17 protein-coding genes are annotated in these 15,894 nt (G+C 46.0%); 7 read left to right on the top strand and 10 right to left on the bottom strand.

The window, feature by feature from the left end; translation table 11 throughout:
• The 9 genes from rlmD to BMZ56_RS13500 all read right to left on the bottom strand — a co-directional run bounded on the left by rlmD (position 1) and on the right by BMZ56_RS13500 (position 8,585).
• Positions 1-1,422, bottom strand: a complete 1,422-nt coding sequence (gene rlmD, locus BMZ56_RS13460) for a 23S rRNA (uracil(1939)-C(5))-methyltransferase RlmD (protein WP_090627552.1) — start codon at positions 1,420-1,422, stop codon at positions 1-3.
• A 183-nt stretch (positions 1,423-1,605) separates the two neighbouring features.
• Entirely contained in the window at positions 1,606-2,187 is a 582-nt protein-coding gene (locus BMZ56_RS13465; RefSeq protein ID WP_090627554.1) for a TetR/AcrR family transcriptional regulator, read from the bottom strand.
• 3 nt (positions 2,188-2,190) lie between these two features.
• Positions 2,191-2,613 (bottom strand): hypothetical protein, encoded by a 423-nt coding sequence (locus BMZ56_RS13470; protein WP_090627556.1) that lies wholly within the window; start codon positions 2,611-2,613, stop codon positions 2,191-2,193.
• 8 nt (positions 2,614-2,621) lie between these two features.
• Complete coding sequence (gene pheS / locus BMZ56_RS13475) at positions 2,622-3,659, bottom strand: phenylalanine--tRNA ligase subunit alpha (RefSeq protein ID WP_090627558.1); 1,038 nt, start codon at positions 3,657-3,659, stop codon at positions 2,622-2,624.
• A 102-nt stretch (positions 3,660-3,761) separates the two neighbouring features.
• Positions 3,762-4,211, bottom strand: a complete 450-nt coding sequence (locus tag BMZ56_RS13480) for a single-stranded DNA-binding protein (protein ID WP_090627560.1) — start codon at positions 4,209-4,211, stop codon at positions 3,762-3,764.
• A 22-nt stretch (positions 4,212-4,233) separates the two neighbouring features.
• Positions 4,234-5,286, bottom strand: coding sequence for an A/G-specific adenine glycosylase (gene mutY, locus BMZ56_RS13485; protein ID WP_090627561.1), 1,053 nt, complete (start codon positions 5,284-5,286; stop codon positions 4,234-4,236).
• Positions 5,287-5,317: 31 nt separating this feature from the next.
• Positions 5,318-6,160, bottom strand: coding sequence for a glutamate--tRNA ligase family protein (locus tag BMZ56_RS13490; RefSeq protein WP_090627563.1), 843 nt, complete (start codon positions 6,158-6,160; stop codon positions 5,318-5,320).
• 290 nt (positions 6,161-6,450) lie between these two features.
• Positions 6,451-7,311 (bottom strand): alpha/beta hydrolase, encoded by an 861-nt coding sequence (locus BMZ56_RS13495; protein ID WP_218146564.1) that lies wholly within the window; start codon positions 7,309-7,311, stop codon positions 6,451-6,453.
• A 62-nt stretch (positions 7,312-7,373) separates the two neighbouring features.
• Positions 7,374-8,585, bottom strand: a complete 1,212-nt coding sequence (locus tag BMZ56_RS13500; protein ID WP_090627568.1) for an alanine dehydrogenase — start codon at positions 8,583-8,585, stop codon at positions 7,374-7,376.
• A 213-nt stretch (positions 8,586-8,798) separates the two neighbouring features.
• On the opposite strand from BMZ56_RS13500, the gene BMZ56_RS13505 reads away from it, so the two are divergent.
• The 4 genes from BMZ56_RS13505 (at position 8,799) to BMZ56_RS13520 (ending at position 13,009) form a co-directional block, all read left to right on the top strand.
• Positions 8,799-10,727 carry a polysaccharide biosynthesis protein gene (locus BMZ56_RS13505; protein ID WP_090627570.1) on the top strand — a complete coding sequence of 643 codons (1,929 nt, stop codon included), beginning with the start codon at positions 8,799-8,801 and terminating at the stop codon, positions 10,725-10,727.
• A 72-nt stretch (positions 10,728-10,799) separates the two neighbouring features.
• A complete protein-coding gene (locus BMZ56_RS13510) occupies positions 10,800-11,477 on the top strand; it encodes a tetratricopeptide repeat protein (protein WP_090627571.1) in 678 nt (225 codons plus the stop codon).
• The gene (gene ribH / locus BMZ56_RS13515) at positions 11,477-11,962 is read left to right on the top strand and encodes a 6,7-dimethyl-8-ribityllumazine synthase (RefSeq protein ID WP_090627573.1); all 486 of its coding nucleotides are present in this window, start codon (positions 11,477-11,479) and stop codon (positions 11,960-11,962) included. The genes BMZ56_RS13510 and ribH overlap by 1 nt, the downstream gene beginning before the upstream one ends.
• 297 nt (positions 11,963-12,259) lie before the next feature.
• Positions 12,260-13,009, top strand: coding sequence for a hypothetical protein (locus BMZ56_RS13520; protein ID WP_090627575.1), 750 nt, complete (start codon positions 12,260-12,262; stop codon positions 13,007-13,009).
• Here BMZ56_RS13520 and BMZ56_RS13525 read toward each other — a convergent pair.
• Positions 13,006-13,404 (bottom strand): RNA-binding S4 domain-containing protein, encoded by a 399-nt coding sequence (locus BMZ56_RS13525; protein ID WP_090627577.1) that lies wholly within the window; start codon positions 13,402-13,404, stop codon positions 13,006-13,008. The two genes, BMZ56_RS13520 and BMZ56_RS13525, sit on opposite strands and share 4 nt — an antisense overlap.
• Positions 13,405-13,585: 181 nt before the next feature.
• Between BMZ56_RS13525 and BMZ56_RS13530 the strand changes: the two genes are divergently transcribed.
• From BMZ56_RS13530 to folP, 3 genes are read left to right on the top strand one after another with little or no spacing between them, the layout of a single operon-like run.
• Positions 13,586-14,404 carry a 2,3,4,5-tetrahydropyridine-2,6-dicarboxylate N-succinyltransferase gene (locus BMZ56_RS13530; protein ID WP_177195149.1) on the top strand — a complete coding sequence of 273 codons (819 nt, stop codon included), beginning with the start codon at positions 13,586-13,588 and terminating at the stop codon, positions 14,402-14,404.
• 42 nt (positions 14,405-14,446) lie between these two features.
• On the top strand, positions 14,447-15,025 hold the full coding sequence (locus tag BMZ56_RS13535) for an L-threonylcarbamoyladenylate synthase (RefSeq protein WP_090627579.1): 579 nt from the start codon (positions 14,447-14,449) through the stop codon (positions 15,023-15,025).
• A gap of 58 nt (positions 15,026-15,083) precedes the next feature.
• Positions 15,084-15,890 carry a dihydropteroate synthase gene (gene folP, locus BMZ56_RS13540; RefSeq protein ID WP_090627581.1) on the top strand — a complete coding sequence of 269 codons (807 nt, stop codon included), beginning with the start codon at positions 15,084-15,086 and terminating at the stop codon, positions 15,888-15,890.
• Positions 15,891-15,894 lie beyond the last annotated feature (4 nt).

A 15,894-nucleotide genomic window follows, 5' to 3' on the forward strand; every position in this document is an offset into this window, starting at 1 on the left:
TTAAAAAGTTGCACCTTTCAGACCGAGCAATACCACGTTCTCCACGTGCTGAGTGTGGGGAAACATATCTACCGGCCGGATCCGTTTGACTTCATACTTTTCGTTAAGTAAAGCGAGATCCCGGGCCTGAGTTGCCGCATTGCAACTCACGTATACAATTTTTGGCGCCTCCATTTCCAGCAGCCGTGCCACAACATCGGGATGCATTCCGGCTCGTGGTGGGTCGGTAATCACTACATCTGGCTTGCCGTTCGCTTTGACAAACTGTGGTGTCAATACGTCTTTCATGTCTCCGGCGAAAAATCGGGTATTTCCGATACCATTTATCTGCGAATTGATTTTGGCGTCTTCGATGGCCGAAGGCACATATTCCACGCCGATGACCTCACGCACATGTCGGGCAACGAAGTTGGCAATCGTCCCGGCTCCAGTATAAAGATCATACACGCGTTCATGCCCTTTAAATGATGCAAAATCACGTGTTATTTTGTAAAGTTCATAAGCCTGCGCTGAGTTAGTCTGATAGAATGATTTGGCACCGATCTTGAACCGAAGTCCTTCCATCTCCTCAAAGATATGGTCACGCCCTGCATAGACATGAACATGCTGGTCAAAAATGGTGTCATTTTTCTTTTCATTGAGAATGTAAAGCAAGGAAGTAATCTGTGGAAATTCGTTGGCAAGGAAAGTCATGGTCTTTGCGACGGTATCCGCATCGGCATAAGCAAACACGACGATTACCATCAGCTCACCGGTGGAAGCTGTCCGGATTATGAGGTTACGCAATGCGCCCTCATGCTGCCGCAAGTCGTAAAAAGAAATTCGTTGCTCCAGCACAAACGCCCGTAATTTATTCCGGATTTCATTGGATGGCGATTGCTGTAAATGGCAGTGTTCAATATCCAATATCTTATCGAACCGCAGGGGCACGTGGAATCCCAGCGCATTTGGCTGCGCCATTGTCTGTTCATCCTCCACCTCGGTAAACCACCGCTTGTTGGAAAATGTATATTCGAGTTTATTACGATAATACTGTGTTTGCGGAGCAGGTAGAATTGTTTCCATTTCGGAGGTATCTATTTTACCCAACCGCGACAACGCATTGTCCACGCTTTTCTGCTTGTAGATCAATTGGGCATTGTAGTCCATATGCTGCCATTTGCAACCGCCGCATATACCGAAATGCTTACAAAAAGGAGTGATCCGGTGCAAGGAAGGTTGAATTATCCGGGAAATACGCGCTTCGGCAAAGTTCTTCTTTTTGCGCATCAACTCCACATCAACCACATCACCCGGAATCGCTTTGTCTATGAAAAGAACGAGTTCCCCGGATTTACCTACCCCCTTGCCTTCTTCGGCAATATCGGTAATCGATACATCGGATAGCGCCCGTTGTTCAGGTGTGATTTTTCTTCTGCTCATAAGGGTGCAAAGATACGGGTTTTTCACGCATCTGTGTTCTTAAACGGAAACATATTGATGGTTGCAGGATGCAGCCGGAGGATAAAGCATCATCTGCCTGGGTATCCCCACCAGCCAAACCAGGAACCAGGTAATAACCTGACCTAGTATCCGTAAAACCCAGGGATTAACCGGCGAATAAATTCAATTGCCATCCACGGTCGCTTTGACGAGGTACGGCAGAATTTCTTTTTGAAAGGAGACGAAGTTTTTCCGAACGTCCGCTTCGCTGACGGAGGTAAACGCAAACGAGAACACGATGTTCTTGCTGGCTTTAATGAGAAAGGTCAATCTTTCGGGTTCAACGGCTTCGCCAATTTCGGTATTGTTAATAAATGAACTGACCAGAAGGAACTCCAGGTCATCAGACAAGGTATGGAGGTATTCCTGCGTGTTCGTCGACTCTCGTATAAAATCCCAACCGAGAAATTCGTTACATATCGTGTAAGTAAGGCGGCTGACCCGCAGAATGGTATTACTCAGGTAGGTTTCAAGATCGGCCTCCCGGCTGTATTTGCCAAGCAAATCATCAACGCTTTCCCGGATATAGTCCATCAGGATTGCGTGAAGCACCAGTTCCTTGCTATCAAAATACTTATAAATCGTCGCTTTGGCAATTTTTGCTTTCCGCGCGATTTCGTTGACACTTGTCTTCTTGTAACCGTAGCGCCTAAAAAGCTCCCGAGCAGCCTTCTTGATAGTCTCCTTTACTTTATCGGCTTCCATTTATTAATTTGAAACGATTAAGATATCCCCATTTCTCCTCACATAATAAGGTCGTAGGGGGCATTCCGCAATGGCTGATGGCGAACCATTGGTTAAAATATATTTAGCACCCGAACAAGGATCTACTGCAACCGGCCCATCTCCTTCCAGTTCCACAGCACATCTTTTCCCAGGGTTAACGGTGCTACATCTATCAAAAGCTACATATTCACGATCACTTACCTGCATCACAATGAGTCCAGCAATCCCCCCCCGTTCAGCTCCCAAAGCTACAGGTTGCATCAGCAGCAGCAGCTCGCTGAATTCCACCAAAGAGATTGTTGTATTGAATGGGCGATAATCAACCACATTGCATCCCCCTTTCTTACACGAAACCGGCACAAGAAAAGCCGTAAACGCAAATAGGTATGTAACGGCCTTTTTCATCTTTACCGTTAGATCAACTCGGTTTCAAATTGTTTCAAAAACCGCACGTCATTTTCGGAAAATAATCGCAAATCCCTGATTTCATACTTAAGATTGGTAATCCGTTCAATCCCCATTCCAAATGCAAAGCCTGTGTATTTGGTGCTGTCAATGCCACAATTTTCAAGCACATTGGGGTCTACCATACCACACCCCAGAATCTCCACCCACCCGGTATATTTACACAGGTTACATCCTTTCCCTTTGCAGATTGTACAGCTGATATCCATTTCAGCAGATGGCTCAGTAAACGGAAAATAAGAGGGACGGAAACGCACTTGGGTGTCGTCCCCAAAAAGCTCTTGCACGAAATGATAAAGCGTCTGTTTAAGATCCATAAAAGAGACCCCTTCGTCTACATAAAGCCCCTCAACCTGATGGAAAAAACAATGCGCACGGGCCGAAATTGCTTCGTTTCGGTACACCCTTCCAGGCATGATCGAACGAAAAGGAGGCTTGCCATTTTCCATCATTCGAACCTGTACCGACGATGTATGCGTACGTAATGCGATGTCATTACCCGCTTGCTTCTTGATGAAAAACGTATCCTGCATATCCCGAGCAGGGTGTTCAGGCGGAAAATTCAGTGCAGTAAAATTATGCCAATCATCTTCGATTTCTGGTCCCTCGGCTACTGTAAATCCTAATTTCTTAAAGATCTCAACAATTTCCTTCCTCACCAGCGAAAGCGGATGCCGCGAACCAATCACGACTCCATCTCCGGGTAATGTAAGATCGCCGATTTCCTTTTTGGATACCTTGGCACCTGAAGCAAATTGCTCCTGAAACGTCTTGTATTTCTGCTCAACCGCTTGTTTAAATTCATTCAGTGTCTTTCCGAGTACCCGCTTCTGGTCGGCCGAAACGGTTTTAAACTCTTCGAAAAGGTCACGTATCACGCCCTTTGCCACCATGAACTTCAACCGAAAGGTTTCCAACTCCTCAGGAGACTGGGGGGCAAACTGCTCAATTTCTTCGGTATACTGCTGTATTTTGTCTTGCAACATGACGCCAAAGATATGAAAATTCTCTTTAGCTATCAGCTTTCGGCGATCAGCTTTCGCTTATCAAGTTTCGGCGATCAGCCGTCGGCGTGTGTAATATTGCTATTAAAATAGGGCGTCTTCCTCGCCGTCGTTCTCCTTAAAATCCACGTCCGACTCAGTATTTGCGCCCCCGGTTTTCTTGGCACTCAGGTCGTCTACTGCATTATCCGGGGTATCAAAATCGCTTTTGCGGCCAAGGAGCGTAAAATTATCAGCCACCACTTCGGTTGTATAACGCCGTACCCCCCCTTTATCTTCGTAGGAACGTGTTCTTAACTTGCCTTCTACATAAACTAACTTCCCTTTAAATAAATACTTTGCGGCAACCTCGGCCAATCCGCGCCACATGACAATGTTATGCCACTCGGTCTGTTCCACCCTCCGCCCATCCTTGTTATACATCTCCGAAGTGGCCAGCGGGAAACTTGCAACCGTAACGTTGCCGTCTAAATGACGGATTTCGGGGTCTTTTCCTAAATGACCTACTAAAATAACTTTATTGACGCCTGACATAATTTAGGTATATTTTGGTAATTTATTCAATACTATAATTTTTTAAAAAAGAATAAATAAGCTTCGGTTTAGCTAATGTACCCAAATCTTTTATAAAAACATAATTCCACTTCTTTTTTTTGTCAACGAATTGCCCGTGCATATCCACTGCGATAAACTGCGCGAACAGGTTTTGATGGCTTAATACATGTTTTACCGGTCCTGTTATTAATCGTAGATCGACCCTTGTGCCAAATGCTTCGACAACCTTGGCATCCGTAGCCAATTCCAGCAGGTTTACTTGTTGGGGTGTCTCAACCAACGGCAATTCATACAGGTTTTCCCAGATATCGCCCTTTTCCCGTTTGTTTACCAATATTTGATCGTCCTTCATTACAACGAAATAGTTGAAATAACGGTTACGGCTCGTTTTTCCTTTAATTTTAACTGGAAGTTGATTCACCCGTTTTTCAGCTAACGCCCGACAGTCAAATCGGAGAATACAACCTCCACAGTCCGGGCCACTGGGCTTACATTGAATGGCGCCGAATTCCATGATTGCCTGATTATAGAGACCAGGATGGGTTGGGTCTAGTAGGTCGTTGGCCAATGTTAAAAAAAGCTTCTTTCCCTTCGAAGCATTTATCGGCTCGTCAATGCCAAAATATCGGGCCAATACCCGAAACACATTGCCATCCAAAACCGCCTTTGCTTCGTTAGCTGAAAAAGAGGCTATTGCTGCCGCGGTATATTCGCCTATCCCCTTCAACTTGACAAGATCGCTGTATCTATTTGGGAAAACACCTCCATACGCCGCCACTACAGCTTTGGCGGCATGATGCATGTTACGCGCGCGTGAATAATATCCCAACCCCTGCCAATGAAGGAGTATCTCTTCCTCCGGTGCATCCGCAAACGCCGCAACGGTGGGATAATGCGATAGAAATCGGTGGAAATAAGGCAACCCCTGCGCCACACGGGTTTGCTGCAAGATTACCTCCGAAAGCCAGATCACATAAGGATCTGCAGTGTGCCGCCAAGGCAGGTCGCGCTTATGCGTGTTATACCAAGCGATGATTTCTGCGGAAAATGCCATGGGACAAAGGTCCTAATTTTTTGTGAAGTCGTCAGAGATACCTGCGCCAATTTACTCCAAATTGTTCCCAATCGGATACCACTTCCGATATTCCTATCAATTGTCCTACCTTCTGATAAATGTCTTCTGCGGTTTGTCCCTGCTTACGGAGGTATTGTATGGAAGTTGCTCCCGACGACTTTGATAATTTTTCGCCTCTAGCACCCTTCAACAGGACGTGGTGATAAAACGTGGCTGACACGAAAGAATCATAGCCCAGTAAACCTGCCAGATAAATCTGTGCCTGCGTAGATTCACGCAAGTCTTCTCCCCTTACGATCAGATCGACACCACTCTGTACATCATCCACCACGGAAGCCAATTGATAAGCCGGAAAACCATCGCGCTTACGTACGACAAAATATTGCATATTAGGTGGAAGCGTTGCCCCGGATGTATCAATGCGCCAATTGTAACCCGGATTGTCCAAAGACAATCCTTTGTCGCGGCACGTTCCCATATAAACACCATCCGGATGACGTGCAAAAAGCACGGAGCGGGAGCATTCACAGGCAAATAAATGTCCTTGCTGCCGTAGTTGCTGCAATGCATCTTCATACAACTGCATCCGGTGTATCTGCGAATATGTATTTTTATAATCCGCATAGGTCCTGGGCCCCTCGTCCCAGGGGAGTTTCAAAAATTCCAATGTCTCAAAGATATCGTCGATATAGTTTTGCTTCACCCGCGCTTGATCCAAATCATCGATACGCAATAAAACGTGCGCACCCGTTTGTTTGGCTAGAGCCGCAGTTAGCGCAAAAGAGAGCACGTTACCCAAATGTAAGTATCCGCTTGGAGTTGGTGCAATACGAGTACGTTTGAATCGGTTCATAAGAAAGCCCAAAATTACAGGTTTAACAGGGCAAACTGTACGCTTTTGGAACACGGACTGTTCACTTTCGGACACCCCTACATCCCACAAAAATGATATCTTTTTGATTTTCTACTACTTATATTTCAGGCACGCTCTTTATATTTTTTTTAACAGCGATGCAACTTCTCGTAGTATAAAGCGTCTATAATACAATGTGTGTTTGTGAATCACTGGTTAGCTGGTATCGCTCCCCGCGATCATCCAGCTTCCAGATGGTTCATTGAATGACACACCTAGACTATTGCCTACTATATCCCTTCTAGCCAAACCATAAAATGATCAAACCACTTATCCGAAGTCGTTTTGTTATGAAGGCCAAATCCGTGCCCGCCTTTCGCATACCGAGTCAGCTGGGCGGTAATTCCATATTTCTCCAGCGCTTTTATATAGGCTTCACTGTTGGCAATTGGCACAGCGGTATCGTCTTCCGCATGTACTAAAAAAGCCGGGGGTGTATTTTTGGTAACCTGCAGTTCATTAGAAAACAACCGAACGTCTTTGGATTTGGGTTCGCTGCCCAACAGATTCTTTTTAGATCCTCCGTGGGTTAATCCCTCCTGCATACTAATTACGGGATATAGCAGTAATGAAAAATCGGGACGTAGCGATGTCCTTTTTGGATTGTCGATCACGGCTTTCTGGTAGTGGGTAGAAAGTGTAGCCGCCAAATGCCCGCCTGCGGATGATCCGGCAATTCCCACTTTGTCCTTTGCGATGCCCCATTCGTCTGCATGTTCCCGCACCAGCTGAATGGCACGCTGCGCATCCTGCAGGGGGCCGATACGTTTATCGATCATAATTTCATCACTCGGCAACCGGTATTTCAATACGAAAGCAGTGATACCATGCTCGGCAAGCAGCTTTGCGATATCGTGTCCTTCATGAGTGATTGCCAATATACTATACCCCCCACCGGGGCAGATGATAATCGCCTTACCCGTATTGGTGACACCCACTTTTGGAAAATATGCCGTAAGCGTCGGCACCGTCACCCCTGAAACGCGGCTTATTCCATTGGCGTCCGTGGTCAACGTCTCCTCCATAGCGGATGGTTTACTGTTCGGTACCGTATCGTCGTACAAATTAATGACGGTTTGCCCAAATGCCATATTGCAAAATAATAATCCACAAACAGATATTAGCTGAAATCCTCGCATTGATTTATGTGTATTTAATGGTTAGAAACAACAAGTAAATCCAAATCCTTAGGGGTAAGGTTGAATTTATTGGCGATGTCTTTATTTGTTAGGTGTCCTTGATAAAGGTAAATCGCGTTCCTCACGCCTGGCTTCGCCCAGATCAGGTTCATGATACCTCCCATCTCACCAATATCCAACAGAATGGGAGTAAAAATATTGGTAAGGGCATAGGTAGCCGTGCGCGCCACGCGGGAGGCAATGTTTGGCACACAATAGTGAATGACATCGTACTTCCGGAATACGGGTTTCTCGTGGTTGGTGATTTCGGACGTTTCAAAACACCCCCCCTGATCAATACTCACATCTATTAACACTGAGTTCGGCTTCATTTTGGCAACCGTATCTTCGCCTATAATACAAGGGCTCCGACCGTTGGTGGCACGGATGGCTCCAATGACAACATCGCAGCCAATCACCGCCTTTCGGAGCACGATGGGTTGGATGACGGAAGTAAATACGCGGCTTCCCACATTGTTTTGTAAGCGCCGCAACCGATAGACCGAGCTGTCAAATACTTTTACCTGCGCGCCCAATGCAATCGCCGTCCGCGCAGCAAATTCTCCCACGGTTCCCGCTCCCAAAATAACCATTTCCGTAGGAGGCACTCCCGTAATACCTCCCAACATCAACCCCTTGCCATCGAAGACATTACTTAGGTATTCAGCAGCAATTAACACCGACGTCGCTCCTACAATCTCACTCATGGCCCGGACTACGGTGAGCGTATTGCCCTCGTCTCGCAGGTACTCGTACGACAATGCCGTAATTTTCTTTTTCATGAGCGCCTGCAGATGGTCGAGATGCATTAACGAAGGCTGCTGGGATGACAGCAAAACCTGGCCATTACGCATCATATCAATTTCCGCCAATGTGGGTTGGGCGATTTTAATAATAATATCGGCTTTATAAACCTCTTCTTTGTTTTGGACAATCAATGCTCCTTGCTCACTATAGTGATGGTCGAGAAAGTTGGCCGATTCTCCAGCACCACTTTCCAACACCACCTCATGACCGTTTTCAATAAGCAGCGCAACAGACAAGGGAGTCAGTGGCACCCGGTTTTCCTGAAAACTGATTTCCTTAGGGATCCCAATATAGAGGCTATTTTTCCTTTTTTCCCTCTCAAGCATTGCTTCCTGAGGCTGTAACAATGCCTGACGCGCCAATTTCGACAGCTCACTCATGATGCGCTCACTTTATCCATAAAAATTCGGGTTCAACATGCGAAAATAAAGAAACTTTTAATAAAATCCCGGCAAACTGTGTGCGATTGGATTAAATCGATTACTCAACTTACTTAACAATAGCAACTTAAAAAATCAATACCACTTGTTTAAAATGATAAAATAACTATATTTGAGCCGCAAATTAATTGCTCATCGCCTTAATCATGTTGGATGTTTGATAAATTTAACATCGTTCCCCGTTGGATTATTTTTACGCTCGATTTGTGCTGCAGTGCCTTTGCGCTCTTTTTTGCGGCGCTTCTGCTAAATAGTTTCACATACGACACCATCCATTCCACCGATTTTAACCGTAAACTCTTGGCGGTCTTATTTGTGAGCACCATGGTGTTTTATCGATTGAAGATGTACGCCGGTATCGTTCGCTATACGAGTGCGCTTGATTCCGTTCGGATTTTGTCGTCCGTATCCCTTTGTATCGTTGCACTATTTCTACTCAATGTGGTTCTAGTGGCCCTTAACCGATCTCCTTTGCTATCCAACAGCCTGCTAATCGCATATGGCCTGATGAACTTCTTACTGTTGATTACCTACCGGTCGACGGTCAAGCTATTCTTTCTATATATAAAGAATATGAAGATGAACCGCAGGCAAACTGTCATTTACGGGGCTGGCGACGTGGGAATTGCTGCCAAACGCACGTTAGACCACGATCATACGTCCAACAATGTGGTCATCGGGTTTATTGACGACAACCTCCAAAAGGTAGGTAAAATCATCGATGGAGTACGTATTTATCCTACTGATTATTTTGAGCAACTTATTAAACAGGACAAGGTAGACGAGCTGATTATTTCTTCCCATAATATTCCCATCGAAAAAAAAGCCAGCATCGTTGATCTATGCTTGGAACGGAATATCAAGGTCCTGACGATGCCGCCTGTGCATCGCCTGATTAATGGTGAGGTGACGCCCAACCAAATCCAGAAAATGCGGATTGAAGATTTACTTGAGCGGGAGCCCATCAAAATAGACAACCAATCCATCCGGCAGCAACTGTCGGGCAAGCGTATATTGGTAACGGGTGCTGCAGGTTCCATTGGAAGTGAAATTGCACGCCAGTTGGGAAGATTTTCGCCACAGATGATCATTTTGAACGATCAGGCCGAAACACCATTGCATGAGCTGCAACTGGAGCTAGAAGATTTGCAAAAAAACCAGTTATATCATGCCTTCATTGGGGACATCCGCGATCAAGATCGGATGGAAGCCCTTTTTAAAACCTTCAAACCACACTATGTATACCATGCCGCGGCCTACAAGCATGTACCTATGATGGAAAATCACCCTGTGGAAGCGGTACGCACCAATATTATGGGCACTCAGTTGCTTGCGCGCTTGGCTGTAGCATACGGGGTGGAAAAATTTGTCATGATTTCCACAGATAAAGCCGTAAATCCGACAAATGTCATGGGCGCCTCCAAACGGATCGCCGAAATATATGTACAAACGTATTTTCAGCACCTTTCGCAAAAAAACGAGCTGTTCGGTAATCGAGAAGAAGGACATACACGCTTCATCACCACACGGTTTGGCAATGTGTTGGGCTCGAATGGTTCGGTAATCCCCCGATTTAAGTCCCAGATTGAAAAAGGGGGTCCGGTAACCGTAACGCATCCCGAGATTACACGGTTTTTCATGACTATACCTGAAGCATGCCAGTTGGTATTGGAGGCAGGATCGATGGGGAAAGGTGGTGAAATCTATGTGTTTGATATGGGAAAATCGGTGAAAATCGTAGAGCTGGCGAACAAGATGATCAAATTATCGGGCCTTGTTCCCAATAAAGACATCAGTATCCAGTACTCAGGATTGAGACCAGGCGAAAAATTATACGAAGAATTACTGAATGACCTGGAAAACACGCTACCCACACATCACCACAAAATCATGATTGCGAAAGTGCGGGAGTACGATTTTGACACCGTAGAATCCCGCATAGGCCACTTGATTAACCTCACAAAAAGCCAAAACGAACGGGAGATCGTATTGAAAATGAAAGAACTGGTTCCCGAATTCAAGAGCAACAATTCTGTTTACCAAGAGTTGGACAAAAAATCCGAAAGCGATTATGACATCTGAACAACTGTTGGAAAAAAGCCTTGGATATAATTTGTAAAAGTGTATTTTTGCAGTCCGAATTTTAAAACAGAGATGTCAGACAATAGAAAACGTCATACCACCGCTCCGGCTCCGGCCAGAAAAAGCGGCAGCTTCATTTTGGAGAACCAAAAAAGTTTGGTATTCATCATCGGGGGAATTGTTGTATTGGTGTTGCTCTACATCGGTTATCAACGGTTCTATTTAGCCCCACGTGCCGCAACAGCTGCCGATCAGCTTTTCAAAGCCGAAACCTATGCCACGGTGGATTCCTTACAACAACGGGCCATTGATGGTGATGGTTCCTATCCGGGTTTTAAAGAGATCGCTGACGAATACGAAAACACGAAATCAGCTAACATCGCAAATGCTTATTTAGGCGGATTATATTTGCGCCAAGGCAAGTACCAAGAGGCTGCGAATGCATTGGAGAAATACACCAATACAGGTAGCGTGGTGCTCGACCCCTTAGTTATTGGCCTATTGGGAGATGCATATTCCGAACTCAAAGATTACAAGAAAGCAGCTTCCTATTACAAAAAAGCAGCAGAAAAAAACTCGAATACATTTACTTCTCCGCTGCTTCTTAAAAAACTGGGATTGGTATACGAAGCGCAAAACGACTTTAAGCAAGCATTGGAAACCTATAAACGCATTCAGTCCGATTTCCCCGAAAGTCAGGAAGCTACGGCTATAGAAAGCTACATTGCACGGGCTGAAGCACGGCTATAATGGCAACCCAGAACAAAAATCTATCCGATTTCTCCCATATGGAGGTTGCTTCGGCAAGTCCATACCGGTTTGGCATTGTGGTATCGCAGTGGAACGCCGAGGTAACAGGTCCTTTGTTAGAGGGGGCGTTCGACGCGTTGACAACACATGGTGCACACGAACACGCCATTAAAATCATTCAGGTGCCCGGCAGTTATGAATTGACCAGTGGTGCAGATATGCTACTCCGCGATACGTCGCTGGATGCGGTAATTTGTCTAGGCTGTGTAATCCAAGGGGAAACCAAACATTTCGACTACATCTGCAGTGCCGTAGCTCACGGAATTACCCACGTGGCTTTGAAACACAATAAACCCGTTATTTTTGGCGTTTTAACGACAGACAACCTCCAGCAGGCATTGGATAGAGCCGGTGGAAGGCATGGCAATAAGGGTGTGGAGGCAGCAATTACGGCGATTCAGATGGCGGCATTAAGTGCTACTTGATTTGATCTTGTGTAGGTATATAAAAAAGGGGAATTCGGTACCAATTTTATGGTATTCGCTGACTTAATAAGCTAAATACGATGAAAAGGACGTTAATTGTTTGTGTTATACTGACTATAGTGGCTTCGTTATCGTTACAGTCCTGTTCAAGAAAAACCTGCCCAGCCTATAATTCATATCCTAAAACAAAACGAGTCCGGTAGTTGTTACCATTGTTTGAATATTATATTGCTATCATTCGTGTTTTTTGCGTTTTCAACATAGCTAGCAAGCTATTTGAAAAAAAGAGTTAAAGAGATGATGCACAATTTCACCAAACTCAAACTGAACCTCTTCTTCATGCTTCTTGGCGGTATTGCAACGGCATTCGGCCAAGGCTCCCAAACCGGCCTTGCCAATAAACTCTGGGAAGCAATCGGCGGAAAAGAAAATTGGCAAAATGCCCGTTACTTTATGTTTAGCTGTATCGGTGGAGGCAATTCGTCTTTTACACAAGGAGAACGGACGTACCTTTGGGATAAACAAGATGGCTATTGCCGCTTTGAGGGAGTTACCACGGACGACGAATCGGTTATCGCATTGTTTAATATCAAAACCCACAAAGGTACTGTGTACATTAACGGTGAGAAACTGTCAAATCCCAAGACTTCAGCAGACGTAATTAAAGAGGCTTCAGCGGAATTTGAACGGGATGCTTACCTGCTTTTCTTACCCACCGTGCTGGAGGGCGATCGTGTTTCCCTGACAGTAACCGGCGAGAAACTGATCGGATCCCAACGCTTCACCGTAGTGGACATTAAAAACCATAAAACAAGTTTTGAAGCTACCGTTGACGGTCAGCTGTATGTAGATGCTCAAACCGGACGGGTCCAACAATGGCTATCACATCAGGATCAAAATCGATTTGCTGTCAGCGGATTCAAGGACATTGGAGGAGGATTGGTTCTGCCTACACGCTTTACTACAGACGATACGACCCACAACATTAGCTACCCCATTGCCGCAGCGCTGGTAAATATCGAGGCGCAGAAATTCAATATCCCTTAGTCTTTATCCCACCCGTCATTTTTCAGTTCATCAATTTCCCGGCGGTCCTTTTTCGTCGGGCGACCTGCTCCGCGATCCCGCTTCAGCATCGGCGCATGGTACATAGCCTTATATCCATAGGTTTCCTCCAAGGGTGTGCGATCCTGATAAAAGTTGGCCGCCGTTTTTGCGTCCACCCGCTTATCCAGCAGTGCTGTTACCTCCACTACTTTCTTTTCCACCCCCTTCTGTATGTGGTAGGTGTCGCCAATTTTCACCACATGGGATGGCTTGACATTCTGACCATTGAATTTCACCCGGCCAGCTTTGCAAGCGTCTGTTGCCAAACTTCGTGTTTTGAAGATCCGGATAGCCCAAAGGTACTTATCCACGCGTAGCTTTTCAATCTCAGCCATGAGACAAACTTAGATAAATCCGCGTTTATATGCAATAAACTGCATCGTATATAAACGCGGGTTGATGAGCTTGCTCGGTGCTGTTAACGGACGACTTCGCAAGGAAAAATAGGAATAAAAAAGGTGAAGTCATTATAATTTGCTTTCTTTGCAGCCTATAAAGTCTGTTACGCTATTCATTATGATCAAAGAATTGAAGAAACTGATTGAAGATGCCTGGGAAAATCGGCAATTTTTGGAATACAAAGAGTACCAAGAAGCCATCGAGACCGTCATCCAGCAATTGGATCGGGGTGAATTGCGGGTGGCGGAACCCATTGGATCGCGCTGGCATGTCAACGATTGGATAAAAAAGGCGGTTATCCTGTATTTCCCCATCCGTCAGATGGCAGTTATCGAAACAGGGCCTTTTGTTTTCCATGATAAGATGCAGCTCAAGACCAATTACAAGGAACTGGGTGTGCGCGTAGTTCCGCACGGAATCGCACGTTATGGGGCGTATTTGGCAAAAGGGGTTATTATGATGCCTTCTTATGTGAATATCGGCGCCTATGTAGATGAAGGCACCATGGTCGACACATGGGCAACCGTAGGCTCCTGTGCACAAATCGGCAAAAATGTACACCTTAGTGGTGGTGTGGGCATTGGTGGCGTTTTGGAACCTGTACAAGCCGCTCCTGTGATTATTGAAGATAACGTATTTGTCGGATCGCGTGCCATCGTCGTCGAAGGCGTGCACGTAGAAACCGAAGCCGTACTAGGTGCCAATGTAGTGCTTACTGCTTCGACCAAAATCATCGACGTAAGCGGTCCCGAACCCATAGAATACAAAGGTATTGTACCGGCACGATCGGTGGTTATTCCGGGGTCTTACACCAAAAAATTCGCCGCGGGCGAATACCAAGTACCCTGCGCATTGATCATCGGCAAACGCAAGGAGTCGACCGACAAAAAGACCTCGCTCAACGATGCCTTACGGGAGCACAGTGTAGCAGTTTAATGAGGGAATGTGGATAACACATTTGACGGATATTTATCGATTATGTCCAATAGCATCCCTGTATCTGACATCAACAGAGCACTTGATGTGTTGCGTGCGGGAGGGCTGATCCTCTACCCTACGGATACGATATGGGGTGTCGGTTGCGATGCCACCAATCCGGCCGCTGTGGAGCGCGTATATCAGCTTAAAGGGCGTGATCAACGCAAAAGCTTGATCGTATTGTTGGATAACGAGAATAAGCTGCCGGGTTATGTGGATGAAGTACCTGAAATCGCCTACCAACTCATCGAATATACCGAACGTCCGCTTACGATTGTGTATTCGGGAGCCAAAAACTTGGCTTCAAACTTAATCGCGGAGGATGGCAGCATCGGGATTCGGATCGTGAATCATCCTTTTTGCAGCCCCTTGCTCCAACGCTTCCGTAAACCGTTGGTATCTACGTCGGCAAATCTCAGTGGGCAACATGCCCCGAAAAATTTCTCAGAAATATCCCAGGAAATCATCAATGGTGTGGACTATGTAGCGAGCTATGGTCAGGATGATGATCGGGAAAAACAGGCTTCCATGGTGATGAAGCTGGAACCGGGAGGTAAGTTCTCGTTTCTCCGCAGATAACGAATAGGAAAAAGTTTTATGTATGTTTGCGTAAGATCATAACGGGTGATCAACTAAGATGAATGCAGGTGGCAAACTGATTGATCTCTCCTCGCCAAAAGTAATGGGTATCTTGAACATTACACCGGATTCCTTTTACGACGGCGGGCGATATAACTCGACGGAGGCGGCATTAATACATGCTGAAAAATTACTTACGGCAGGTGCCGATATCCTTGACATCGGAGCGTATTCTTCCCGTCCCGGCGCTGCAGATGTAACGGCAGATGAAGAGCGAACCCGACTCCTCCCGGTGATTGAGGCTGTTACCCGCCGATTCCCAGCAAGCATCCTGTCCATAGATACCTTCCGCGCCGAAGTGGCGCGTGCCTGCATTGAAGCAGGGGCACATATCATCAACGATATTTCCGGCGGCACATTGGATGGACAAATGTTCGCCACAGTTGCGGAATTACAAGTGCCTTATGTCCTCATGCATATGCGGGGTACACCTGACACCATGCAACAGCTAACAAACTACGTAGATCCGGCACAAGACATTACGCTATTCTTCGGAACACAAATAGCAGCGCTACGGCAACTGGGTGTTAGGGATATCATCCTGGATCCCGGCTTTGGCTTTGCCAAAACATTGCAGCAAAACTATGACCTACTCAACCGGCTGGAAGAGCTCCATGTTCATGGATTACCCATCCTCGGTGCCGTATCCCGCAAGTCAATGATCTATAAAAAGCTAGGCATAACCCCGGAAGAAGCGTTAAATGGCACCACAGTACTCAACACACTCCTCCTGACGAAGGGCGTGCAGATCCTTCGTGTGCACGACGTAAAAACCGCCAAAGAAGTTATCGCATTAATGACCTAATAAC

The sequence above is a fragment of the Parapedobacter indicus genome (assembly GCF_900113765.1).
Lineage (GTDB): Bacteria > Bacteroidota > Bacteroidia > Sphingobacteriales > Sphingobacteriaceae > Parapedobacter > Parapedobacter indicus.